The following is a 23,661-nucleotide window of genomic DNA, read 5'->3' on the forward strand; positions in this document are numbered from 1 at the left end:
TTCCCGGCCCGAAGGCCGGGGATTCAGCCCGTACCGCGTCATGCATGGAAGAAGGGCCCGGCCGGGGACGCACCCCTGCCGGACCCTCGTCGCTCCGCGACCCGCTCGGGGCAGCTCAGTGCTGGCCCAGTGATCCCCCCAGGTACGCCTCGCGGACCTGCGGGTCGTCGAGCAGCTCGGCCGCCGGTGCGGACCTGACCACCTTGCCGGTCTCCAGGACGTACGCCCGGTCGGCGAGCTGGAGCGCCTGCTGGGCGTTCTGCTCGACGAGCAGGACGGTGGTGCCGCGGTTGTTGATCTCCTTGATGATCGAGAAGATCTGGGTCACCAGCATGGGGGCCAGTCCCATCGACGGCTCGTCGAGCAGCAGCACCTTGGGCTTGCTCATCAACGCCCGGCCGATGGCGACCATCTGCTGCTCGCCGCCCGACATCGTGCCGCCGGCCTGGCTCTTGCGCTCGGCCAGGCGCGGGAACAGCTCGAAGACCTCCTCCAGGTCCTTGGAGAAGTCCCCCTTGCGGGCGTACGCGCCCATGAGCAGGTTCTCGGTCACCGTCATGCCGGGGAAGACGCCACGGCCCTCGGGCGACTGGCCGATGCCGACGAGCACCCGCTTGTGCCCCGGCAGGGCGCTGATGTCCTTGCCGTCGAAGACGACGCTGCCCGAGGACAGCGGGCGCAACCCCGAGATCGTCTTGAGCGTGGTGGTCTTCCCCGCGCCGTTCGCGCCGATGAGGGTGACGATCTCCCCCTCGTCGACTTCGAGCGAGACGCCCTTGAGAGCCTCGATCTTGCCGTAGTGGACGTGGATGTCCTTAATCTCAAGAAGCATCTGCGGGAGCTCCCAAGTACGCCTCGATGACCCTCGGATCGTTCTGCACCTCGGCCGGGAGCCCCTCGGCGATCTTCTGCCCGAAGTCCAGCACCCCGATGCGGTCGCTGATGCCCATGACGAGGGCCATGTCGTGCTCGATCAGCAGGACCGTGCGGCCGGCGTCGCGGATCCTGCGGATGAGCCCCTGGAGGTCTTCCTTCTCCGCGGGGTTCATGCCGGCCGCCGGCTCGTCGAGGAGCAGCAGCTTGGGCTTGGTCGCGAGCGCGCGGGCGATCTCCAGCCGCCGCTGGTCGCCGTAGGGCAGGTTCTTCGCGGTCTCCTCGGCACGGTGACGGATGCCCACGAACTCCAGCAGTTCCAGCGCGAGGGCCTTGCCGTCCCGTTCCTCGTGCCGATGCCACGGCAGGCCCAGGGCCGCGCTGAACAGGCCCGTACGGTGGTGGGCGTCGGCCCCCACCATGACGTTCTCCAATGCCGACATGTTGTGGAAGAGGCGGATGTTCTGGAAGGTCCTGGCGATCCCGCGCTTGGTGACCTTGAACCGCTTCATGCCGTCGATCCGGTCGCCGTCGAAGACGACGTCGCCGCCCGTCGGCTGGTACACGCCGGTGACGACGTTGAAGACCGTGGTCTTCCCCGCGCCGTTCGGCCCGATCAGCGCGAAGATCTCGCCTTCGTTGATCGTCAGTTCCACCTCGCGCAGCGCGGTGACACCGCCGAACTGCATCGTCACCTTCTCCAGCTGGAGAAGCGCACGGGGATCACTCACTTGGCCACTCCCTCACCCGCGGGCTGGTCCTCCGGACCGGGGACCTCGGCGCCCAGCGCGCCCATGCCTCCGGTGCCCTCCGCCAGTTCGGCTTTTCGGCGACGCGACGGCAGCAGGCCCTCCGGACGGAAGATCATCAACACGACGAGGGCGGCGCCGAACACCAGGATCCGGTAGTCCGACAGGCCGCGGAACCGCTCCGGCAGCCAGGCGACGAGGAACGCGCCGAGTATGACGCCGGGGACGTTGCCCGAACCGCCCAGGACCACCGCCGCGACGATGGTGGCCGACAACATGAACAGGAAGTCGTTCGGGTTGATCGAGATCGTCTTGGCCGCCCAGACGACTCCCATCGCGCCACCGATCGCCGCGCCGATCGCGAAGGCCAGGAGCTTGAACTTGAACGTCGGCACGCCCATGACCTCGGCGGCGTCCTCGTCCTCGCGGATGGCGGCCCAGGCGCGGCCGACCCGGCTGCGCTCCCACCGCTTCACGAAGACGATGATCAGCACGGCGAGGGCGACCAGCAGGTAGTAGTACGGCCGCGGGTCCAGCACGCCGTAGTGGAAGATCTGCACGCCGAACAGCTCGATCCCGTCGATGTTCGGCGGGTGCGGGATGCCGGCGATGCCGCGGGGACCTCCGATGGCGTCGGTGTTCTCCGCCGTCTGGCGGACGATCTCACCGAAGCCGAGCGTGACGATCGCGAGATAGTCGCCCCGCAGCCGCAGGGTCGGCGCGCCGAGGACCACACCGGAGGCTGCCGACAGGAGGACCCCCACGACGAGGATCTCCCAGAAGTTCAGCCCCATCCTGGTGCCGAGGATGGCCATCAGGTAACCGCCGATGGCGAAGAACGCGACGTACCCGAGGTCGAGCAGGCCGGCCTGGCCCACCACGACGTTGAGCCCGATGGCCAGGACGATGTAGGTGCCGATCGGGAAGAAGAGGATGCTCGCCCAGTCGTTGTACGGCGACATGAAGCCGCCGATCGACTCCGACGGCAGCAGCAGCGCCCCGACGATCAGGAGGATGTAGATGGTCCAGCGCTGCCAGCCGGGGGCCGTCGCCCACCGGCCGCGCACGCCGTCGACGAACGCCCCGAAGGCGTTCCTGCCATTTGTGATCATGGAGTTCGAGCTCATGCGCGCGCCTGCTGGAGAGATTCACCGAGAATGCCGGTGGGCCGGAACATCAGGACGAGGACCAAGACCGAGAACGCGATGACGTCCTTCCATCCTGACCCGAAGACCGCTGCGCCGTAGTTCTCGATCAGGCCGAGGAACAGACCGCCGAGCAGCGCACCGCGCAGGTTGCCGATGCCTCCGAGCACCGCGGCCGTGAACGCCTTGATGCCCAGGAGGAAGCCGATGGAGAACTTGGTGACTTCGAACTGGAGCACGAACAGCGCGCCCGCGACGCCGGCCATCAGACCGCCGATCAGGAACGTCACCCGCACGATCTTGTCGATGTCCACGCCCATCAGCATCGCGGTCTGCGGGTCCTGCGAGGTCGCGCGGATCCCGCGGCCGATCTTCGTACGGTTGACCACCTGGTCGAGCAGCACCATCATGCCGATGGCCGCCACGAAGATCAGGAGCTGGTCGACCCGGACGTCCGCGCCGCCGATGGAGAACAGCACGTCCTTGTCCATGATGCGAGCCACACCCATCTGGTTGCGGCCCTGCTCCGGACGGTTGAAGGCGTGCGGGATGATCACCAGGGCGAAGAGCTCCTGCAGGAAGAGCGAGGCGCCGATGGCGGAGATGAGGGCGGCGAGGCGGGAGGCTCCCCGCTTGCGCAGCGGGCGGTAGGCGATGCGCTCCAGCAGCATGGCCGACCCCGCCGAGGCGAAGCCGCCCACCAGGATCATCAGGAGCAGGCCGCCGACGAGGGCGAAGCCGGTCAGCGGGTGGGTCAGGCCCATCGACATCACGACGAACGCCGACGCCATGGTGCCGATCATGAAGATTTCGGAGTGGGCGAAGTTGATGAGCCGCAGCACGCCGTAGACCATCGTGTAGCCGAGGGCGACGAGGCCATAGATCGCGCCGAGGACCAGGCCGTCGATGGTGTACGGCCAGAAGGAACCGAGGAGATTATCGAACACGAGGTTTCGCTTTCAGGGGAGCCTTCACGCGATAACACAGAGGGCGGGGTCGCTGTGGCGTCCCCGCCCCCTCATTACCTGGTCGGTGACCGTCGACGACGGTTAGCTGAGCTTGGCCGTCGTGGTGTCGCCCAGCAGGCCGATCTCGCCGCCCTTGACCTCGTACATGTAGATGGACTTCGCCGAGGGCTCGCCGTTCGGGTCGAACTTGACGTGCTTGGAGACCCCGTCGAAGTCGGACTTGCCGACCGCGTCGTTGATCGCCTCAGCGGTGGTGGCACCCGACTCGATCGCCTTGAGGAACGCCGTCATAGCGTCGTAGCCCTCGGTGGCGTAGATCAGCGGGTCGGCGCCGAACTTCGTCTTGTAGTCCGCCGCGAACTTCTTGACGTTCTCGTCGGTCTCCGTCGCGGTGGAGATGCGGCACGGGCAGCCGATGAGCGCGCCCTCGGCCTGCGCGGCGCCGGCGCCCTCGATGAGGCCCTTGTCAAGGGAGCCGTCGGCGGAGAAGAACTTCGCCGTGACACCCTTGTCCCGGAGTTGCTTGAGCAGCTTGCCGGCCGCGGCGTAGTAGCCGCCGAAGAAGATCGCGTCCGGCTTGGTCGCCGAGATCTTGGTGACCGTCGAGGAGTAGTCGGTGGCGTTCGGGTCGAGCGCGTCGTCGCTGACCGTGGCGCCCTTGGTCTTGAGCTGGCCGCGGACCGCGTCGCCGAGGCCCTTGCCGTACTCGGACTTGTCATCGACCACGACGACGTTCTTGGCCGCCGCCGCGCCGACGATGAAGTCGGCGATGGCCGGGCCCTGGACGCCGTCGTTCGGGACGACGCGGTGCCAGAACTTCCAGCCCTGGTTCGCGAGGTCGACGTTCGTCGCCGAGGCGGAGATGCTCGGGATCTTGGCCTCCTCGAGCACCGGGCCGACCTGCTTGGACTCCCCGGAGAACGCCGGGCCGACCATGGCCACGACCTTGTCCTTCTTGATCGCCTGCTGGGCCAGACCCACGGCGACGGTCGCGTCAGCCCGGCTGTCATAGGGGATCATCTCCACCTTGACCTTGGGGTTCTTGGCGTTGTACTGCTCCACAGCGAGCTGCGCGCCGTTCCTCGGCGGGATGACGATGCCCGAGTTCTCGCCGGACAGGTCGCCCATGAAGCCGATCTTGAGCGTGGTCGGAGCGGCGCTGTCGCCACCGCCGTCCGACTCCGTGCCACCGCCACAGGCCGTCAAGGCAAGGCTGGCAGCAGCCGCGATGGCCAGCACGCGCCCGAGTGAGGCAATGCGGATCATGAAGTGTCTCCTTCATCCAGGCCCGGGATTCGTCAGCTCCGCCGAACCGTCCCGATCGAATGTTGGAAACGTACATAGTTCAAGGGCCCCACGAACAGGAATGCATCAGAACCGTCCGCATCTGGTTGCGGAGTCGTAATAACTCCTCAACATCAGCGCCGAACATGCCCTCTACCAGCGGCCTCGTCCCGCGCTCAGACGATCCGGTCGGTTACTCTCCGGTATGTTCACGCTTCCGGCTGAGTGTCCGCCTGCCCCTCGTCCACCACGATCTGGGCCACCTGCCGCATGCTCATGCGACGGTCCATCGACGCCTTCTGGATCGAGCGGAACGCCTGCGGCTCGGTCCACCCGTGCTGCGCCATGAGCAGGCCCTTCGCCCGCTCGACGAGCTTGCGGGTCTCCAGCCGCTCGGAGAGTCCGGAGACCTCCTTCTCCAGAGCCGCGATCTCCTCGTGGCGGCTGATGGCCATCTCGATGGCCGGGACGAGGTCCCCCTTGGTGAACGGCTTCACCAGGTACGCCATGGCGCCCGCGTCCCTGGCCCGCTCGACCAGGTCGCGCTGCGAGAACGCGGTGAGGATGAGGCAGGGCGCGATCCGCTCGGAGACGATCCGTTCGGCGGCCGAGATCCCGTCGAGCACGGGCATCTTCACGTCGAGGATCACCAGGTCGGGGCGCAGCTCCATGGCCTTCTTGACCGCTGTCTCCCCGTCACCGGCCTCCCCGACGACGGCGTAGCCGTCCTCCTCCAGCATCTCCTTGAGGTCGAGGCGGATCAGGGCCTCGTCTTCCGCGATCACCACTCGCCGCTGCGTAGTCACGCACAAGAGGTTACCGATGTCCACTACAGTAGGACCACGCCTGGGGTCGTGTGGGTGATCAGTCATCCACTAGGCTCCAAAGCGACGGGTCCGGACGAGTCATATAGAGTCCGGATTGAAGCCCCGGTACCCCAATTGGCATGAGGGAGCGGATTCAAAACCCGTACAGTGTGGGTTCGAGTCCCACCCGGGGCACTTTCATCAGTCGCGTTGAGCCGAAACCGTCGGTTCCGCTCGGCACGATCGAGGGCGTGTTGCGACTGCGGCACACGCCGACACCCTTCTCCGGCTGCTCGAGTCGGGCCTCAACGGGCGGTTTCACGCCTCGCAGCCGACTCAGACGGAGGACCCGGCTGCAATGAGCGGACTGTGCCAGATGAGCCCGGGAAACCGGCCGACGCGGGCGGGGCCGTTCAGCGCCCCCTCCAGCCAGGCGAGTGACGGCTTGTGGAAGGGACTGCTCTCATCGACCGCGTAGAGCGGGACGTTCGCGTCGAAGATCAACGATCGTCGGTGGCCGTAGCCGGGGCCGCATCAGGCGAGGCTGTCCACCCACGCGCGGTGCAGGCGGGCGAAGCGGCCCGATCCGCCGATGAGCCGCTCCGGCGAGCCGTCCTCCACGACGCGGCCGCTCTCCATGACCAGGACCCTGTCCGCGATCTCGACGGTGGACAGCCGGTGCGCGATGATCACGGCGGTCCGGTCGGCGAGGATGGTGCGTAGTGCCCGCTGGACGAGTCGCTCGCTGGGCACGTCCAGGCTGGAGGTCGCCTCGTCCAGGATGAGAACGGCCGGATCGGCGAGGAAGGCCCGGGCGAACGCGACGAGCTGGCGCTGCCCGGCCGACATCCGGCCACCGCGCTTGCCCACCTCGGTGTCGTAACCGTCCGGCAGCGCGGCGATGAAGTCGTGGGCCCCGATCGCCCGCGCGGCGGCGACGACGTCCTCGTCACCGGCCTCGGGACGGCCGAACCTGATGTTGTCGGCGACCGTCCCGGTGAACAGGAAGTTCTCCTGGGTGACCATGACCACCGAACGGCGCAGCACGGCCTCGTCGAGGTCGCGGAGGTCCACCCCGTCGAGCAGGACGCGTCCGGCCACCGGGTCGTAGAACCGGGAGATCAGCTTGGCCAGCGTGGTCTTGCCCGCGCCGGTGGTGCCGACGACCGCCACGGTCTGCCCGGCCGGGATCTCCAGGTCGAGGGCGGGGATGACCGGGGTGCCGCCCGTGTAGGAGAACTCGACGCCGTCGAACCGTACCGACCCCCTGGCGTACGGCAGAGCGGCGGGACGGCGGGGCTCCGCGACGGCGGGCTCCTCCTCCAGCACGCCGGACAACTTCTCCAGGGCCGCCCCCGCGGACTGCAGGGTGTTGTAGAACTGGCTGATCTCCTGCATGGGCTCGTAGAACTGGCGCAGGTAAAGCAGGAAGGCGGCCAGCACCCCGACGGTGACGGCGTCGTGCAGCGCGAGCCACCCGCCGTACAGCAGGACGGCCGCCACGGTCACGTTGCCGATCAGCTTGATGCCGGGCATGAAGATGGCGACGATGCGGGCGGCCCGCATGTTGGCGTCGCGGTAGTCGTCGTTGAGCCGCTCGAAGATCTCCTGGTTGCGCGGCTCCCTGCGGAACGCCTGGACCGCCCGGATGCCGGTCATGGACTCGACGAAGTGGACGATGACCAGGGCGACGGCCTCCCTGGTCCGGCGGTAGGTGAGGCCGGACTCGCGCCGGAACCAGCGGGTGAACAACAGCAGCAGCGGCAGCGGCAGCAACGCCACCACCGCGAGGTGCGCGTCGAGCACGAGCAGCATGACCGCGGTGCCCACGAGGGTCAGCACCGCCGTGACCAGACCGTCGAGGCCGGACGCGAGCAGCTCGGCGATCGCCTCGATGTCGGAGGTGAGCCGGGAGATGACCCGGCCCGAGGTGTACTTCTCGTGGAACGACAGGGACAGCTTCTGGAAGTGGTCGAAGACGCGGCGGCGGAGTTCGAGGAGGATGTCCTGCCCGATGCGGCCGGAAAGTCGCAGGAACGCCTGCCGGGTGAGCGCCTGGATCAGCGCGGCCGTGACGATCGCCGCGACGATGACGAGCAGCGTGCCGCTTCCGTCGTCGCGCAACATCGGCGGGATGCCGTCGTCGATGCCGGCCGCGACGAGATAGGGGATGGCGAGCCCGGCGCCGCTGGACAGCACGATGATCGCGAACAGCAGCGCCATCTGCCGCCTGTGCGGGCGTAGCAGGTCGCCGAGCAACCGGCGTGACCGGGTGCGCAGCAGGAGCGACACCGTGTCGGAGAGCTGGTCCTTGTCCTCCGCGGCGACCCCGCGCCACGTGTCTCCCGCGACTCCCTCGCTCACTGGAGCGCCTCCTCCGGGTCGAGTTCGGCGTCCTGGGCGAGGAGTGCCCGGTATTCGGGCACCTCGGACAGCAGGTCGGTATGCCGGCCGATGTGGGTGATGGTGCCCTCCCGCAGGAGCGCGACCCGGTCGGCGAGCAGCACGGTGGACGCCCGGTGCGCGACGACGAGCCCGGTGGCGTCGGCGAGGACGCCGCGGAGCGCCTCCTCGACCAGCGCCTCGGTCTCCACGTCGAGCGCCGAGAGGGTGTCGTCGAGGACGAGAATCTTGGGCTTGCCGAGCACCGCGCGGGCCAGGGCCAGGCGTTGCCGCTGGCCGCCGGAAAGGGACATGCCCTGCTCGCCGATGCGGGTGTCCAGCCCCCAGGGCAGGTCGTACGCGAAGCCGGCCTGGGCGATCTCCAGGGCCGCGCGCACATCGTCGTCGGTGGCGTCCCGATGGCCGAGGGTGAGGTTCTCCCTGACGCTCATCGAGAACAGCGTGGGCTCCTCGAAGGCGGTGGCGACCACGGAGCGCAGCGACGGGAGGGACAGGTCGCGCACGTCGTGCCCGTCGACGGTGACCCGGCCGGCCGTGACGTCGACCAGCCGCGGCACGAGCGCGGTCAGCGTGGTCTTGCCCGAGCCGGTCGCACCGACGACGGCGACGGTCTCCCCCGGGCGCACCTCGAGCCAGACGTCGCGCAGCACGGGCCGGTCGGCGCCGGGGAACCGGAACTCCACCCCCTCGAACCGCAGGTGCCCGCGCGGGGCGGCGACGGTGTCCGAGCCGCCGACGATCTCGGGCATGGTGTCGAGCACCTCGACGACCCGGTCGGCCGACGTCATGGCCTCCTGGCCCATCGCGAGGATGTAGCCGAGGGAGGTGACCGGCCAGACGAGCTGGAGGACGAGCGTGGTGAAGGCCACCAGCGTGCCCAGGGTCAGTCCGCCGCCGCCGACGGCGAGCGCGCCGAGGAGCAGCACCATGGCGAGCGTGACGTTGGGCACCACTTCGAGGAACGTGAAGAACCGGGAGGACAGCCGCACCTTCGCGAGGGAGGTGTGGTGGACCTTCCCGGCCAGGCCGTCGTACGTCGCGGCCACGTGGCGCCGCCGCCCGAACGCCTTGATCGTGCGGATGCCCAGGGCGGACTCCTCGACGAAGGTCGCGAGGTCGCCCTGCTCGTCCTGGACCTGGCGTGAGATGCGGATGTAGCCCTTCTCGAAGCGCATCGACAGGATGACGACGGGGATCGCCGACCCGGCCACGAGCAGGCCGAGCGGCCAGTACATCCGCAGGAGCACCACGATCACGGTCGTGAGCTGGAGGACGTTCATGACGAGGAACAGGACGCCGAACCCGAGGAACCGGCGGATCGTGGACAGGTCGGTGGTCGCGCGGGAGAGCAGCTGCCCCGACTGCCACTCGTCGTGGAAGCGCATGGGCAGGCGTTGCAGGTGGCGGTAGAGATCGTCGCGGATCGCCGTCTCCAGGCCGAGCACCGGTGCCGCCTGGGACCACCTGCGCAGGAAGGTGAGGAAGGCCTCGGCCGCGCCGAGCACGAGCGCGAGCAGCCCGAGCGGGAGCAGCGCGCCCTGGTCGCCGTGCGCCACGGGACCGTCGATGATCTCCTTGCCGACGAGCGGGGTCAGGATGCCGGCCGCGATGCCGAGGACGGCGGCCACCCACGAGACGACCAGCGGGCGGGTGTAGGGGCGCAGATAGGACCTCAGCCGCCACAGGGAGTTCCACGAGGATCGTCGAGCGTCGGAGGTGGAACCGGCGTGTGGGGGCATGGTCGGGCGTAACACTCCTCACCTGACGGGGGATGGTTCGCTCCCGTCATGGTTGCCCAGGAAGTCATGCCCGATCAAGGGGTTTTCCGCCACCTCCTGGGATGCCCGGTGACAGACCCGCGACCCCGCGGCGGGGTCAGCTCACGGGGCCGCGCAGCAGTTGCCGCACCCGTGCGGCCTCCCGGGTGAGGTGGTCACGCTCCGGCACGCTGGTAGCGGCGCGGGAGGCCTCGGCATACAGCTCGGCGGCGTGCTCGAGGTCGCCGGCGCGTTCGTGCAGGTATGCCGTCACCGCGGCGTAACGGGGCAGGCCGGGGTTCACGTCAGCCAGCGCCGCCAGGCCGGCCCGCGGTCCGTCTGCCTCCCCGACCGCCACCGCGCGGTTGAGTCGGACCACCGGGCTGCCGGTGAGGAGCAGCAGTTCGTCGTACCACTCCACGATCTGCACCCAGTCCGTCTCGGAGGCGCTCCGGGCGTCCGCGTGCAGGGCGGCGATCGCGGCCTGTGCCTGGTACTCGCCCAGCCGGTCGCGGGCCAGCGCGGCCTGCAGAATCGTCACCCCCTCGGCGATCAGGCCGGTGTCCCAGCGCGATCGGTCCTGCTCACCAAGCGGCACCAGGCGACCTCCCGGGCCGGTGCGAGACGCGCGGCGCGCATGGTGCAGCAGCATGAGGGCGAGCAGCCCCGCGCCCTCGGGCTCGTCGGTCAGGGCGACGAGCTGGCGGGTGAGGCGGATCGCCTCGGCCGCCAGGTCGACGCTTCCGCCGTACCCCTCGTTGAAGACGAGGTAGAGCACGCGCAGCACCGTCCCCAGATCGCCGGGCTGGTCGAGCGGCAGCCCCGCGATCCGCCGCTTGGCCCGGCTGATCCGCTGCGCCATGGTCGCCTCGGGGACGAGGTATGCCGTCGCGATCTGCCGCGTGGTCAGGCCACCGACCGCGCGCAGCGTCAGGGCGACGGCCGAGCCCTGCGGCAGGGTCGGGTGCGCGCACAGGAAGTAGAGCCGCAGCGTGTCGTCCGTGGCGGGCGCCGGACCGGCGGGAGGCTCGACCTCCACGGCGAGCTCCCGCCCCCGCCGCGACGCCTCGGCACGGGCGGCGTCGAGGAACTTGCGCCACGCGACCGCGACGAGCCATGCCTTCGGGTCGCGCGGTGGATCGTCCGGCCAGGTTTCCAGCGCCCGGATCAGAGCCTCCTGCACGGCATCCTCGGCCGGCGCGAAGTCGGCTCCGCGCCGGACAAGGACACCGATCACCGCGGGCACGAGCTCCCGCAGCAGCGACTCGTTCACTCGGTCACCGTGGGCGGCTCGGTGAGAAAGGGTCGAACCTCGAGCCACTCGTGGATCGGCTCGCCGCCGGCGCCGGGAGCGGCGGACAGCTCCCCGGCCAGCTGGACCGCGCGATCCCAGGACTCCACGTCGATGACCATCCAGCCGGCGATGAGGTCCTTGGTCTCGGCGAACGGACCATCGGTCACCGGTGGGCGCCCCTCGCCGTCGTACCGCACGAACGCGCCCTCGGGTGCCAGCGCTTGTCCGTCGACGAACTCACCCGTCTCCTCCAAGCGGGCCGCGAAGTCGCGCATGTACTGCATGTGCGCGTCGACCTCCTCCGGCGTCCATTGATCCATCGGCGCCCAGTCGACGGCGGGGGCCGGGCCACCTCGGTAGTGCTTCAGCAGCAGGTACTTCATCGTGGTTCTCCTTCTTCGTCGCGCGGCCCGTCGTGGCCACTCGTGTCCCTGGGACGGAGCCGGCGCCACATTCTCGACACCCGGAAGCGTGCCGATTTCCAGGTGCCGCCCAAGTGCCGCCTTCACCGGCCCCGATGGCGACTCCGTCGGCCTGCCGAGCCCGTAAATCGCTCGACCGCCGTGCCCGCGGCTGCCACGATGAACCTGATGTTCCGAGCGTAGTAGCACATCGATTCCGCCAAGGGGATGGTCGCCGACCACCCCCCAGTCATCGATGTGCGAGAGCAAGGACTCATCATGAGAATTCACGAATACGCGGGCTTTGACGCCATCGGCCTCCGTGACCTGATCAAGGCGGGCGAGGTCACCGGCGCCGAGGTCGAGGCCGTCGCCCGAGAGGCCATCGCGACCGCGGACGCCGTACTGAACGGGCTGGCGCTACCCCCGTTCGATCCCGCGCTCGGCCACGTCGCGGACGGCCCGCTGGCCGGGGTGCCGTTCCTGATCAAAGACCACGGGCCGGTGGCCGAGGGCGTGCCGTTCTTTCTCGGCAGCCGGGCGCTGCCGGGCATCCTCGCCCAGCGCGACACCGACCTGATGACCCGCTTCAGGGCCGCCGGGCTGGTCACGCTCGGCCTCACCACCGTGCCGGAGATGGTGCTCAGCTTCTCCACCGAATCCCTCAGGTACGGCCCCACCCGCAACCCCTGGGATCGCGATCGCGGCGTCGGCGGATCGAGCGGCGGCGCCGCGGCCCTGGTCGCGGCCGGTGCCGTCCCGCTCGCGCACGCCAGCGACGGCGCCGGGTCCATCCGGATTCCCGCCTCCTGCTGCGGGCTGGTCGGGCTCAAGCCGAGCCGGGGCCGGGTCCCGTGCGGTCCCGGCATGGGCGAGCCGATGCTCGGCATGGCGTATGAGTTCGGGCTCACCCGCACCGTCCGCGATGCCGCCCACCTGGTCGACGCCGTACACGGGCCTGGCATCGGCGACAAGTACACCGCGCCTCCCCCGAGCCGCCGGTACGCCGAGGAGTTGGGCGTCGACCCCGGCTCACTGCGGGTGGCGGTGACCACCGAGGCCTGGTCGGGGGCGAGAGTGGACAGCGAGGTGGCCGCGGCGACCGTCCAGGCCGGGCATCTGCTGGAACGGCTGGGCCATGCCATCACTTTCGCCCGTCCCGAACTCGACTGGGACGATGTGCTGACGAGCGCGACGGCCGAAGGCGTCGCGATCGCCTCAACGGTGCTTCGGGCGCCTCGGCGACCCGACCCCGACCACCTGGAGGCGGTCTCCCGGCGGTTGTTACAAGTGGCCGACGCGTACACGGCGATGGACATGATGAACGCCTTCGACGCGCAGAACCGCGTCACCCGATCGGTGGCCGCGTTCCTCACCGGGCACGACCTGCTGATCACTCCGACGCTGGGACGCCTGCCCGCGCGCCACGGCACCCTGCGCTACAACGACCCCGGCCACACCTTCGCCACGTGGCTGGACTCGATGTTCGACTATGGGCCGTTCACGATGGTCTTCAACGTCTCCGGCCACCCGGCGATCAGCCTGCCACTCGGCCAGAGCGAGAACGGATTGCCGATCGGCGTCCAGCTCGTCGCCCCCTACGGCCGCGAGGACCTGCTGTTCCAGATCTCCTCCCAGCTGGAACAGGCCATGCCCTGGCACCGGCGAACCCCCGCCTTCTTCGTCGGGAGGAGTTGACCTGCGGCGCGGTCGGCACTCCCGATCGCCTGTGCCGTCAACCAGCAGACCCGACCGCGGGGTCTGCTCCTGCTCGAAGACGCCGTACACGACGGCCGTCACGTCCGCGCAGCCGGCGCGGACGTGGCGGCCGTGGCGACCGGTCGTCTCCGGGTGCCACTGGAATGCGGCCGAGAGGGGCCGCGACCCGCGCGCTCGCGGCAGTACGCAGGCCCGGTTCGCCGCGCCGGTCAGCGGGGGTGGGCGACCGCCGAGCCGATGGTGTGCACGCGGAGGAAGTTGGTCGAGCCCGGCGTCCCGGTCGGGGAACCGGCCACGATCACGATCTTGTCGCCCTTCTCGAAGTCGCCGAGCGTGAGCAGCGACGCCTCCACCTGGCGCACCATGTCGTCGGTGTGGTGCACGAACGGCACCTCGAAGGTCTCGACGCCCCAGGTCAGCGCGAGCTGGCCGCGAACCTGCGGGTTGGAGGTGAAGGCGAGCAGCGGGATCGGCGAGCGGTAGCGCGCCAGCCGCCGCGCGGTCTCGCCCGACATGGTGAACGCGACCAGCGCCTTGGCGCCGACGATGGCGCCGACCTCGGCCGCGGCCCTGGCGATGGCGCCGCCGGTGGTCTCGGGCAGCCGCTCCAGGGTGTGCGTGGCGTGCAGCGTGGCGCTCTCGGCCGCGGTGGAGATGCGGGCCATCGTGGAGACCGACTCGACCGGATAGCTGCCGACGGAGGTCTCGCCGGAGAGCATGACGGCGTCGGCGCCGTCCATCACGGCGTACGCGACGTCGGACGCCTCGGCCCGGGTCGGCCTGGGGGCGCTCATCATGGAGTCGAGCATCTGGGTGGCGACGATGACCGGGTGGGCCTTGTCGCGGCACAGTTCGATGATGCGGCGCTGGACGATCGGCACCTGCTCCAGCGGCAGCTCGACGCCGAGGTCTCCACGGGCGACCATGACGCCGTCGAAGGCGTCGACGATCTCTTCGAGGCAGTCGACGGCCTGCGGCTTCTCGATCTTGGCGAGCAGCGGGAGGTGAACGCCCTCCTCCTCCATGATCCCGCGCACGATCTCGGCGTCGTGGGGCGAGCGCACGAAGGACAGCGCGATCATGTCGAAACCGGTGCGCAGCGCCCAGCGCAGGTCCTTCTCGTCCTTCTCGGTGAGCGCGGGCGCGCTGACCGCGACACCGGGGAGGTTGAGCCCCTTGTTGTCGGAGATCATGCCGCCGATGACGACGCGGGTGACCACGCGCGGACCGTCCACGGCCGTCACCTCCAGGTGGAGGCGGCCGTCGTCCACGAGGATCGTGTCGCCCGCCTTCACGTCGCCGGGCAGCCCGGAGTACGTGGTGGAGACGATGTCGCGGTCACCGGGGACGTCCTCGGTCGTGATCGTGAAGACGTCTCCGAAGCCGAGGCGCACCGGACCGGACGCGAAGCGGCCGACACGGATCTTGGGCCCCTGGAGGTCGGCGAGTACGCCTACGGCACGTCCCACCTCGGCGGAGGCGGCCCTGACCCGGTCGAACACCTCCTTGTGCAGCTCGTGGCTGCCGTGCGAGAGGTTGAATCTGGCCACGTCCATGCCGGCGGTGATGATCTCGCGCAGCCGCTCCGGCGAGGAGGTGGCGGGGCCAAGGGTACAGACGATCTTTGCTCGACGACTCACGGTCCTAGCCTAATTGGTACAGACCACTTGATTGTGACGACGCATGGAGCTGTGGCCAAATTGTCAATGACATAACGCGCTCATCCAGGTGTCCCGATCGCCCCGCGTACGGGGGTGGTGCCGGGGCCCGTCGCCCGCCGTCGCGGCGCCGCCCGGCATGGCGCGTGCGCTGCACAGGGTACCCAATCCCGGGGACGGCCACCCGAATTTCCGTCAGCGCGTGAACGTCGCGGCCCTGGAGGCGCTCACGACGCCGCGGCCGTAGAAGCCGTTGTGCGCCGTGCCTCCCTCGCAGGTCTGGACGTCGTTCTTGGCGTACTTGTACGCGCGGGGCTCGGGGCAGGGCTTCCTGACCGCCGTGGCGTACAGGATCCGCTCGACCTCGGCGGGGTCCATCTGCAGGCCGCCCTTGCCCGGCCTGCCGAAGCGCCCGATGATGATCGCGGCGACGCCGGTGGCGTGCGGCGCGGCCATCGAGGTGCCCTCCAGGTACTGGTAGTAGGAGCAGACCCCGCGTACGCAGTCCCGGAGCACGGAGGGATCCACGGGAATCCCGCGCTCGTCGATGAGCCCCTTCTTGCGCAGCGGCTTCGTCGGGACCGCCGCCAGGATCTCCCTGCGCACGCCCTTGAGCCCGGCGTCCTTGGCGAAGAGGTCGCCGCCGGGAGCGGCGATGTCGGTCTGCTCGACGCCGTAGTCGGAGTAGGCCGCCTTGCGCTCCGTGGGGCCGACCGCCGAGACCGAGATGACGCCCTCCAACTCGACCGGCACGTTGAGGCAGGTGTTGTCGACCTTGCGTTCACGCTCGGTGCCGAGCGGATAGTCGGGGCTCGCGGTGTCCTTCACCGGATGGCCCAGGTCGGTGGCGCTGTTGCCGATGGCGCTGATCAGGGTGACGCCGTGCCCGCGCGCGTAGGCCACGGCACGGCGCATGCCCTCGACGATTCCGCGCTGCTCGAGCCGCTCGGCGGGCGAGTCCTTGGGGTTATTCGCGCAGTTGAACGTCCAGGGGTCGACGTAGAAGCTCATGTTGACCACGGCGATGCCGTTGTCCGCGGCGTACGTCAGGGCGTCCATGGTGGGCTTGAGGAAGAAGTAACCGGAGTCGCTGCCCGCCCGGAGGTTGACCAGTGACACCTCGGGGGCGACCCCGGCGACGCCGACGCCGTTGAGCGGGGAGCCGATCGTGCTGGCGACATGCGTGCCGTGGCCGTCGTCGTCCACGTCCACGGGGTCCTTGCAGCCCTTGTATTCACAGGGACCGTCGAAGGTCTTGCCGTTCGGGTCCTTGGGCCGGTCGATGACGAAGTTGCGGCTCAGCGCGCGGTTGAAGTTGGGCGCGATGTCGGGGTGCTTCCCGTCGATCCCGGTGTCGATGACGCCGACGAGCACGCGGGCGCCCCGGGCCGTGGCGTACGACCCGTCGGCGGTGGCGCCGATCATCTTCATGTCCCACTGGAGGCCGGACAGCGGGTCGGCCAGGGTGGCCGCGCGGGTGGTGGCCGGCGCCCTCCCGGTTCCGGTCCGCGTGACGGCCCCGGAAGCCCCTGAGGCACCGGAAGCCCCTGAGGCACCGGAAGCCCCGGAAGCACCCGACGCACCGGAAGTCCAGAAAGCCCCGGGCATCCTGAAGGACCCGGAGGTCCCAGAGGTTTCAGGCGCGGCCACGGGCCGGACGGCCGGGAGCGCGGCGGCCTCGCCGATCGGGCGGTCGGGGGTGACGCCGACGACCGCGGGGCTGGCGCCGATCTTCTCCGGGGCGGAGGTCCTGACCAGGAGGTAGCCGAGTTTGGCCTCTTCTTTCGTGATGACGCCGCCGCTGTCCGTGACCGCGCGCACCGCCGCGTCCCGGGCGCCTTCGGCGTAGAAGACGAGGTATTGCCCCTTCGGCCCGGCGGCGGGGCGTCCCGTCGATCTCGTCGCGGAGGCGTGCTCCGGTCGCGCGTCACCGGCCTCGGGACCGGCCGCCGAACACGCCGTACCCGCCAGCGCCACCGACACGACCGCCGCGGCGAGACGTCCCCGTACGTTCAACGACCCTCCTCGTTCCGGCCCGCGCGTTCCGGCGGGGCCTGACAGCGAGAGCACACCACCGACCATAGTGGAGATACCCGTTTTGTCCGGTTTTCGCCAGTGGCGGACGGCAAGAGACGAGCTCCGGCCCACAACAATAGACGTGGTCACGCGGCCGGAGACCGCGTGACCACGCCTGTCGTACGGGCCTCAGACCAGCGAGCGCGCCGTCGGAGGGATGGCGACCGGCAGAGCCGTGCGCCCGGTGAGGTACTCGTCGACCGCGGCGGCGGCCGAGCGGCCCTCCGCGATCGCCCAGACGATCAGCGACTGGCCGCGGCCCATGTCACCGGCGGCGAAGACGCCGTCGACGGCGGTCTCGTACGAGGTGCCGCGGGCCACGTTGCCACGCGGGTCGAAGAAGTCGCGCGAGGCGAGCGCGGCCAGACCGGTCAGCAGCGGGCCCTTCTCCGGGCCGACGAAGCCCATCGCGAGGGTGACCAGCTCGGCGGGGATCTCCCGCTCGCTGCCCGGGACCTGCCGGAACCCGTTCGCGGGCCCCTCGACCTCGACCAGGCGCAGCGCCCGGACGTTGCCGTCCTCGTCCCCGAGGAACTCCGTGGTGGAGACCGCGTAGACCCGGTCGCCCGCGCCGGCCTCCAGCTCCTCGTGCGCGCTCTCCATCTTGAACAACATCGGGTACGTCGGCCACGGCTGGGAGTCGGGACGGGCCGCCGGCGGCTGCGGCATGATCTCCAGCTGGGTGACCGAGGCGGCCCCTTGGCGGATCGCCGTACCGATGCAGTCGGCGCCGGTGTCGCCGCCGCCGATCACGACGACGTGCCTGCCCTCGGCCGAGATCGGCGACGCGGCCATGTCACGGTTCGCGGGCGGGAGGTACTCCATGGCCTGGTAGACGCCCTTGAGGTCGCGACCCGGCACCGCCAGGTCACGCCAGGCGGTGGCCCCACCGGCGAGCACGATCGCGTCGAACTCCTCGCGCAGCTCGGCGACCGTGACATCCGCACCGACGTTCACCCCGGTGCGGAACTCGGTGCCCTCGGCCTCCATCTGCTCCAGACGACGGTCGACGTGCCGCTTCTCCATCTTGAACTCGGGGATCCCGTAGCGGAGCAGGCCACCGATCCGGTCCGCCCGCTCGAACACGACCACGTCGTGCCCGGCGCGGGTGAGCTGCTGGGCGGCGGCCAGGCCGGCCGGGCCCGAGCCCACCACGGCGACGCGCTTGCCGGTCTTCGCCTCCGGAGGCTGGGGGGTGACCCAGCCCTCGGAGAAGGCGCGGTCGATGATCTCGACCTCGACCCGCTTGATCGCGACGGGGTCGGAGTTGATGCCGAGGACGCAGGCCGCCTCACACGGAGCCGGGCACAGGCGCCCGGTGAACTCCGGGAAGTTGTTGGTGGCGTGCAGCCGCTCGATCGCCTCACGCCAGTCGTCCCGGTACACCAGGTCGTTCCACTCGGGGATGAGGTTCCCGAGCGGGCAGCCGTTGTGGCAGAACGGGATGCCGCAGTCCATGCAGCGTGCGGCCTGCTTGGTCAGCGCGGGCTTGGGGAAGTCCTCGTAGACCTCCCGCCAGTCGCGGATACGCACATCGACCGGGCGGCGCGCCGGCAGCTCGCGGTCGTGCGTGAGGAAACCCTTCGGGTCAGCCATCGGTGTACCCCCCTTATCCGTGTGCGGTGGACGTGTCGCGGCCCATGACGGCCCGGTGGTTGTTCATCGGCGTCACCCGTGCGAGGCGGCCATGACGGCCTCGTCGATGTCGCGGCCTTCGAGCCTGGCGGCCTCCGCCGCCTGGAGCACCCGCTTGTAGTCGGTCGGCATGATCTTGCCGAACCGCGGCAGGGCGGCGTCCCAGTCGGCCAGCAGCCCCTTGGCGACGGTCGATCCGGTCTCCGCGAGGTGCCGTTCCACGATCTCCCTGAGGAACTCGGCGTCCTCGTCGGTCAGCGGCTCGATCTCGACCATCTCGCGGTTGACCCGCTCGGCGTTGAGGTCGAGCACGTACGCGACGCCGCCCGACATACCGGCCGCGAAGTTGCGGCCGGTCGGTCCGAGGACGACGGCCCGGCCGCCGGTCATGTACTCGCAGCCGTGGTCGCCCACGCCCTCGACGACGGCGGTGGCACCCGAGTTGCGCACGCAGAACCGCTCGCCCACCACGCCGCGGACGAACACCTCGCCGGAGGTGGCCCCGTACAGGCCGACGTTGCCGGAGACGACCTGGGTCTCGGCCTCGAACGGCGCGTCCGCGTGCGGCCGGACGACCAGCCGGCCGCCCGACAGGCCCTTGCCGAGGTAGTCGTTGGCGTCGCCGGTGAGCCGCAGGGTGATGCCGCGCGGCACGAAGGCGCCGAACGAGTTGCCCGCCGAACCGGTGAAGGTCACGTCGATGGTGCCGTCGGGCAGTCCGGCCCCGCCGTACCGCCTGGTCACCTCGTGGCCGAGCATCGTGCCGACCGTACGGTTGACGTTGCGGATGGGCAGCTCCAGCGTGACCCTGTCCCCGTACTCCAGAGCGCCCTCGGCGAGCTGGATGAGCGTGTTGTCCAGGGCCCGGTCGAGACCGTGGTCCTGGTCGACGATCTTGTGCAGCGGGGTGCCCGCGGGCAGCTCCGGCTGGTGCAGGATCGGCGCCAGGTCGAGACCCGCCGCCTTCCAGTGGCCGACCGCCTCGGTGGTGTCGAGCATCTCGGCGTGGCCGATGGCCTCGTCGAGCGTGCGGAAGCCGAGCTGGGCGAGGTACTCGCGGACCTCCTGCGCGATGAACTCGAAGAAGTTCACCACGAACTCGGGCTTGCCGCTGAACCGCTTGCGCAGCTCAGGGTTCTGCGTGGCCACGCCCACCGGGCAGGTGTCCAGGTGGCAGACCCGCATCATGACGCAGCCGGAGACGACGAGGGGCGCGGTGGCGAAGCCGAACTCCTCGGCCCCGAGCAGCGCGGCGACGATCACGTCACGACCGGTCTTGAGCTGACCGTCGGCCTGGACGACGATGCGGTCGCGCAGGCCGTTGAGCAGCAGGGTCTGCTGGGTCTCGGCCAGGCCGAGCTCCCACGGCGTACCGGCGTGCTTGAGCGACGTCAGGGGCGAGGCGCCGGTGCCGCCGTCGTGGCCGGAGATCAGCACGACGTCGGCGTGCGCCTTGGACACGCCCGCGGCCACGGTGCCGACCCCGACCTCGGACACCAGCTTCACGTGCACGCGGGCCCGCGGGTTGGCGTTCTTGAGGTCGTGGATGAGCTGGGCCAGGTCCTCGATCGAGTAGATGTCGTGGTGCGGCGGCGGCGAGATGAGGCCGACACCGGGCGTGGAGTGCCGGGTCTTGGCGATCCACGGGTAGACCTTGTGGCCGGGAAGCTGGCCGCCCTCGCCGGGCTTGGCTCCCTGGGCCATCTTGATCTGCAGGTCGTCGGCGTTGACCAGGTACTCGCTGGTCACGCCGAAGCGGCCGGAGGCCACCTGCTTGATCGCGCTGCGCCTGGCCGGGTCGTGCAGCCGCTCGGGGTCCTCGCCGCCCTCGCCGGTGTTGGACTTGGCGCCCAGCCGGTTCATGGCGATGGCGAGGGTCTCGTGCGCCTCCATCGAGATCGAGCCGTACGACATTGCGCCGGTGGAGAACCGCCTGACGATGGACTCGACCGACTCCACCTCCTCGATCGGCACGGGAGCGCCCGGACGGAGCCGGAACAGGCCGCGCAGCGTCATGAGCCGCTCGGACTGGCCGTCGACCAGGGAGGTGTACTCCTTGAAGATCTCGTAGCGCCTGGTGCGGGTGGCGTGCTGGAGCTTGAAGACGGTGGTCGGGTTGAACAGGTGCGGCTCACCCTCGCGGCGCCACTGGTACTCGCCGCCGACCTCCAGACGCCGGTGCGCGTTCTCCGCGCGCGGGTAGGCCCGCTGGTGCCGCTCGAAGGACTCGCGGGCGAGGACGTCGAAGCCGACGCCGCCCAGCCGGGAGGTGGTCCCGGCGAAGCACTCGTCGATGACCTCGGCGCCGAGGCCGAGCGCCTCGAAGATCTGCGCGCCGGTGTACGAGGCGACCGTGGACACGCCCATCTTCGACATGACCTTCAGGACGCCCTTGCCGTACGCCTTGATGAGGTTGCGCACGGCGGCCCGCGGCTCGATCCCGGCGAGCTGCCCGGTCTCGATCATGTCCTCGACGGTCTCGATCGCGAGGTACGGGTTGACGGCGCTGGCGCCGTACCCGATCAGGAGGGCCATGTGGTGGCACTCGCGGGCCTCGCCGGTCTCGATGACCAGGCCGACGCGGGTGCGCGACTTCTCCCGGATGAGGTGGTGGTGCACCGCGCCGGTGAGGAGCAGCGACGGGATCGGCGCCTTCTCGCGGGAGGAGCCTCGGTCGGACAGCACGATGATCCGCGCGCCATCCTCGATGGCACGCGAGACCTCCTCGCGGATCTCCCGCAGCCGGCGAAGCAGCGCGTCACCGCCGCCACCCACGTGGAACAGGCCCGAGACGACGTACGGCTGGAAGCCCGGCAGCGCGCCCTCGTCGTTGATGTGGACGATCTTGGCGAGCTCGTCGTTGTCGATCACGGGGTAGGGCAGGACGAGCCGCCGGCAGGAGGCCGCGCCGGGGTCGAGCAGGTTGCCCTCGGGGCCGATGGTCGACTGCAGCGAGGTGACGAGCTCCTCGCGGATCGCGTCGAGCGGGGGGTTGGTGACCTGGGCGAAGAGCTGGCTGAAGTAGTCGAAGAGCAGACGCGGCTTCTCGCTCAGCACGGCGACGGGCGTGTCGGTGCCCATCGAGCCGATCGGCTCGTAACCGCTGCGGGCCATCGGGGAGAGGATGATCCGCAGCTCCTCCTCCGTGTAGCCGAAGGTCTGCTGCCGCTTGACGAGCGCCTCGTGCGTCGGGTGCTCGTGCTCGCGGGCGGGCAGCTCCTCGAAGCGGACCAGGCCCGCGTGCAGCCACTCGGCGTACGGCTCGGCCGCGGCGAGCTCGGCCTTGATCTCGTCATCCTCGATGATCTTGCCCCGGGCGGTGTCGACCAGGAACATCCGGCCGGGCTGGAGACGACCCTTGCGGACCACCTTCTCCTGCGGGATGTCGGACAGGACGCCCGCCTCGGAGGCCAGGACCACCAGACCGTCGTCGGTGACCCAGAACCGGCCGGGGCGCAGGCCGTTGCGGTCGAGCACGGCGCCGACGAGCGTGCCGTCGGAGAAGGTGATCGACGCCGGCCCGTCCCACGCCTCCATCAGGGTGGAGTGGAACTCGTAGAACGCCCGCCGCACGGGGTCCATCTCGGTGTGGTTCTCCCACGCCTCCGGGATCATCATGAGCACGGCGTGCGGGAGCGACCGGCCGCCCAGATGGAGCAGTTCGAGCGTCTCGTCGAACGACGCGGTGTCCGAGCCGTCCGGGTCGCAGATCGGGAACAGCCGCTCCATGTCACCGGGGATCAGGCCGCTGGCCAGCATCGCCTCGCGGGCGCGCATCCAGTTCCTGTTGCCCTTGACGGTGTTGATCTCGCCGTTGTGCGCGATGTACCGGTAGGGGTGGGCGAGCGGCCACGAGGGGAACGTGTTGGTGGAGAACCGCGAGTGGACCAGGGCGATCGCCGTGGCGTAGCGCTCGTCGGACAGGTCGGGGAAGAACGGCTCGACCTGCAGCGAGGTCAGCATGCCCTTGTAGACGACGGTCCGGCTGGACAGCGAGGCGAAGTAGACGTCGGCCTCGTGCTCGGCCCGCTTGCGGAAGGCGAAGGCCAGCCGGTCGAGGGCGATGCCGGTCTCGCCGTTCGGCGAGGTGATGAAGAGCTGCGCGAAGTGGGGCATGACGGCGCGGGCGCTGGCCCCGGGGAGGGCGGCGTCCACCGGCACGTCACGCCAGCCCAGGACGGTGACACCCTCCTCGGCGGCGATCTCCTCGATCAGGCTGACGGCAACGCCGCGGGCCTGCTCGTCGTACGGGAGGAACGCGAGGCCGGCGGCGTACGCGCCCTCGGCCGGGAGAGGGCTCTGCCAGCCCGACTCGGCCACGACCGCGCGGAAGAACGCGTCCGGGATCTGCGTCAGGATGCCGGCGCCGTCACCGGTGTCCGGCTCGCTGCCACTCGCCCCCCGGTGATCGAGATTGCGGAGCGCGGTCAGGGCCTTCGCGACGATGTCGTAGCTGCGGCGGCCGGCGACGTCCGCCACCATGGCCACGCCACAGGCGTCGTGCTCGTTCGCGGGGTCATACAGGCCCTGAGGCTCGGGAAAGCCCCCAGGACGGCCAAAGCGGGCAGCAGGCATGAATCCCTCCCGTCGTCATCTTCTGCTCGAAACAGAGGGACGACGTTGGCCCTGCTGCGGTGATAGGTGCGTCAAAGATTACCGCATGCTGCCCGATTAGTCCCAACCAGGTCCGCTTCGCGAATCTTCACGTGTCGAATCGGGCGGAGAAAGGCGGAGAAAAGTGAGCACGGCGGCGGGCGCTTCACCTGCCGGGGAGACCGCTTCGTTGCGGTGGGACCGTGAGTGCGCCGCCGCGTCGCTCCCCCTTGAGCACGGCAGTCGATCACGTCCGTATCCCGGCTGACCGGTTTTTACACTACAACAGCATGATTCAAG

General features: G+C 69.9%; 16 protein-coding genes and 1 tRNA gene. 2 read left to right on the plus strand and 15 right to left on the minus strand.

Annotated features, from left to right (window positions below):
• Positions 1-115: 115 nt before the first annotated feature.
• From IMZ11_RS07795 to IMZ11_RS07820, 6 genes are all read right to left on the minus strand, one after another.
• Positions 116-832 (minus strand): ABC transporter ATP-binding protein, encoded by a 717-nt coding sequence (locus tag IMZ11_RS07795; protein ID WP_228639032.1) that lies wholly within the window; start codon positions 830-832, stop codon positions 116-118.
• Entirely contained in the window at positions 822-1,562 is a 741-nt protein-coding gene (locus tag IMZ11_RS07800) for an ABC transporter ATP-binding protein (RefSeq protein WP_228639151.1), read from the minus strand. The genes IMZ11_RS07795 and IMZ11_RS07800 overlap by 11 nt, the downstream gene beginning before the upstream one ends.
• A 38-nt stretch (positions 1,563-1,600) precedes the next feature.
• Positions 1,601-2,749 carry a branched-chain amino acid ABC transporter permease gene (locus tag IMZ11_RS07805; protein WP_228639034.1) on the minus strand — a complete coding sequence of 383 codons (1,149 nt, stop codon included), beginning with the start codon at positions 2,747-2,749 and terminating at the stop codon, positions 1,601-1,603.
• Complete coding sequence (locus tag IMZ11_RS07810) at positions 2,746-3,714, minus strand: branched-chain amino acid ABC transporter permease (protein WP_061252406.1); 969 nt, start codon at positions 3,712-3,714, stop codon at positions 2,746-2,748. The genes IMZ11_RS07805 and IMZ11_RS07810 overlap by 4 nt, the downstream gene beginning before the upstream one ends.
• 102 nt (positions 3,715-3,816) lie before the next feature.
• The gene (locus IMZ11_RS07815) at positions 3,817-5,001 is read right to left on the minus strand and encodes a branched-chain amino acid ABC transporter substrate-binding protein (protein ID WP_061252405.1); all 1,185 of its coding nucleotides are present in this window, start codon (positions 4,999-5,001) and stop codon (positions 3,817-3,819) included.
• 227 nt (positions 5,002-5,228) lie between these two features.
• Positions 5,229-5,807 (minus strand): ANTAR domain-containing response regulator, encoded by a 579-nt coding sequence (locus tag IMZ11_RS07820; protein ID WP_228639153.1) that lies wholly within the window; start codon positions 5,805-5,807, stop codon positions 5,229-5,231.
• A gap of 138 nt (positions 5,808-5,945) precedes the next feature.
• Between IMZ11_RS07820 and IMZ11_RS07825 the strand changes: the two genes are divergently transcribed.
• Positions 5,946-6,020, plus strand: a tRNA-Leu gene (locus IMZ11_RS07825).
• Positions 6,021-6,161: 141 nt separating this feature from the next.
• Here IMZ11_RS07825 and IMZ11_RS07830 read toward each other — a convergent pair.
• The 5 genes from IMZ11_RS07830 to IMZ11_RS07850 all read right to left on the minus strand — a co-directional run bounded on the left by IMZ11_RS07830 (position 6,162) and on the right by IMZ11_RS07850 (position 11,662).
• Positions 6,162-6,329: a hypothetical protein gene (locus IMZ11_RS07830; RefSeq protein WP_228639036.1), complete on the minus strand. Its 168-nt coding sequence runs from the start codon at positions 6,327-6,329 to the stop codon at positions 6,162-6,164.
• 30 nt (positions 6,330-6,359) lie between these two features.
• Positions 6,360-8,189, minus strand: coding sequence for an ABC transporter ATP-binding protein (locus IMZ11_RS07835; RefSeq protein WP_228639038.1), 1,830 nt, complete (start codon positions 8,187-8,189; stop codon positions 6,360-6,362).
• On the minus strand, positions 8,186-9,967 hold the full coding sequence (locus tag IMZ11_RS07840) for an ABC transporter ATP-binding protein (RefSeq protein ID WP_228639040.1): 1,782 nt from the start codon (positions 9,965-9,967) through the stop codon (positions 8,186-8,188). The genes IMZ11_RS07835 and IMZ11_RS07840 overlap by 4 nt, the downstream gene beginning before the upstream one ends.
• Positions 9,968-10,103: 136 nt before the next feature.
• Positions 10,104-11,258, minus strand: coding sequence for an RNA polymerase sigma factor (locus IMZ11_RS07845; protein WP_228639041.1), 1,155 nt, complete (start codon positions 11,256-11,258; stop codon positions 10,104-10,106).
• Positions 11,255-11,662 (minus strand): YciI family protein, encoded by a 408-nt coding sequence (locus IMZ11_RS07850; protein WP_228639043.1) that lies wholly within the window; start codon positions 11,660-11,662, stop codon positions 11,255-11,257. The genes IMZ11_RS07845 and IMZ11_RS07850 overlap by 4 nt, the downstream gene beginning before the upstream one ends.
• 297 nt (positions 11,663-11,959) lie before the next feature.
• Here IMZ11_RS07850 and IMZ11_RS07855 point away from each other — a divergent pair, with 297 nt between their 5' ends.
• Positions 11,960-13,378, plus strand: coding sequence for an amidase (locus IMZ11_RS07855; protein WP_228639045.1), 1,419 nt, complete (start codon positions 11,960-11,962; stop codon positions 13,376-13,378).
• A gap of 230 nt (positions 13,379-13,608) precedes the next feature.
• On the opposite strand, the gene pyk is transcribed toward IMZ11_RS07855, so the two are convergent.
• The 4 genes from pyk to gltB form a co-directional block, all read right to left on the minus strand.
• Entirely contained in the window at positions 13,609-15,039 is a 1,431-nt protein-coding gene (pyk, locus tag IMZ11_RS07860) for a pyruvate kinase (RefSeq protein WP_228639047.1), read from the minus strand.
• A 213-nt stretch (positions 15,040-15,252) separates the two neighbouring features.
• Positions 15,253-17,073, minus strand: a complete 1,821-nt coding sequence (locus IMZ11_RS07865; RefSeq protein ID WP_305075856.1) for a S8 family serine peptidase — start codon at positions 17,071-17,073, stop codon at positions 15,253-15,255.
• 189 nt (positions 17,074-17,262) lie between these two features.
• Entirely contained in the window at positions 17,263-18,729 is a 1,467-nt protein-coding gene (locus IMZ11_RS07870; protein ID WP_228639049.1) for a glutamate synthase subunit beta, read from the minus strand.
• A gap of 72 nt (positions 18,730-18,801) precedes the next feature.
• Positions 18,802-23,343, minus strand: coding sequence for a glutamate synthase large subunit (gene gltB / locus IMZ11_RS07875; RefSeq protein ID WP_228639052.1), 4,542 nt, complete (start codon positions 23,341-23,343; stop codon positions 18,802-18,804).
• Positions 23,344-23,661 lie beyond the last annotated feature (318 nt).

Source organism: Microtetraspora sp. AC03309 (assembly GCF_020826795.1).
Classification (GTDB): Bacteria; Actinomycetota; Actinomycetes; order Streptosporangiales; family Streptosporangiaceae; genus Microtetraspora; species Microtetraspora glauca.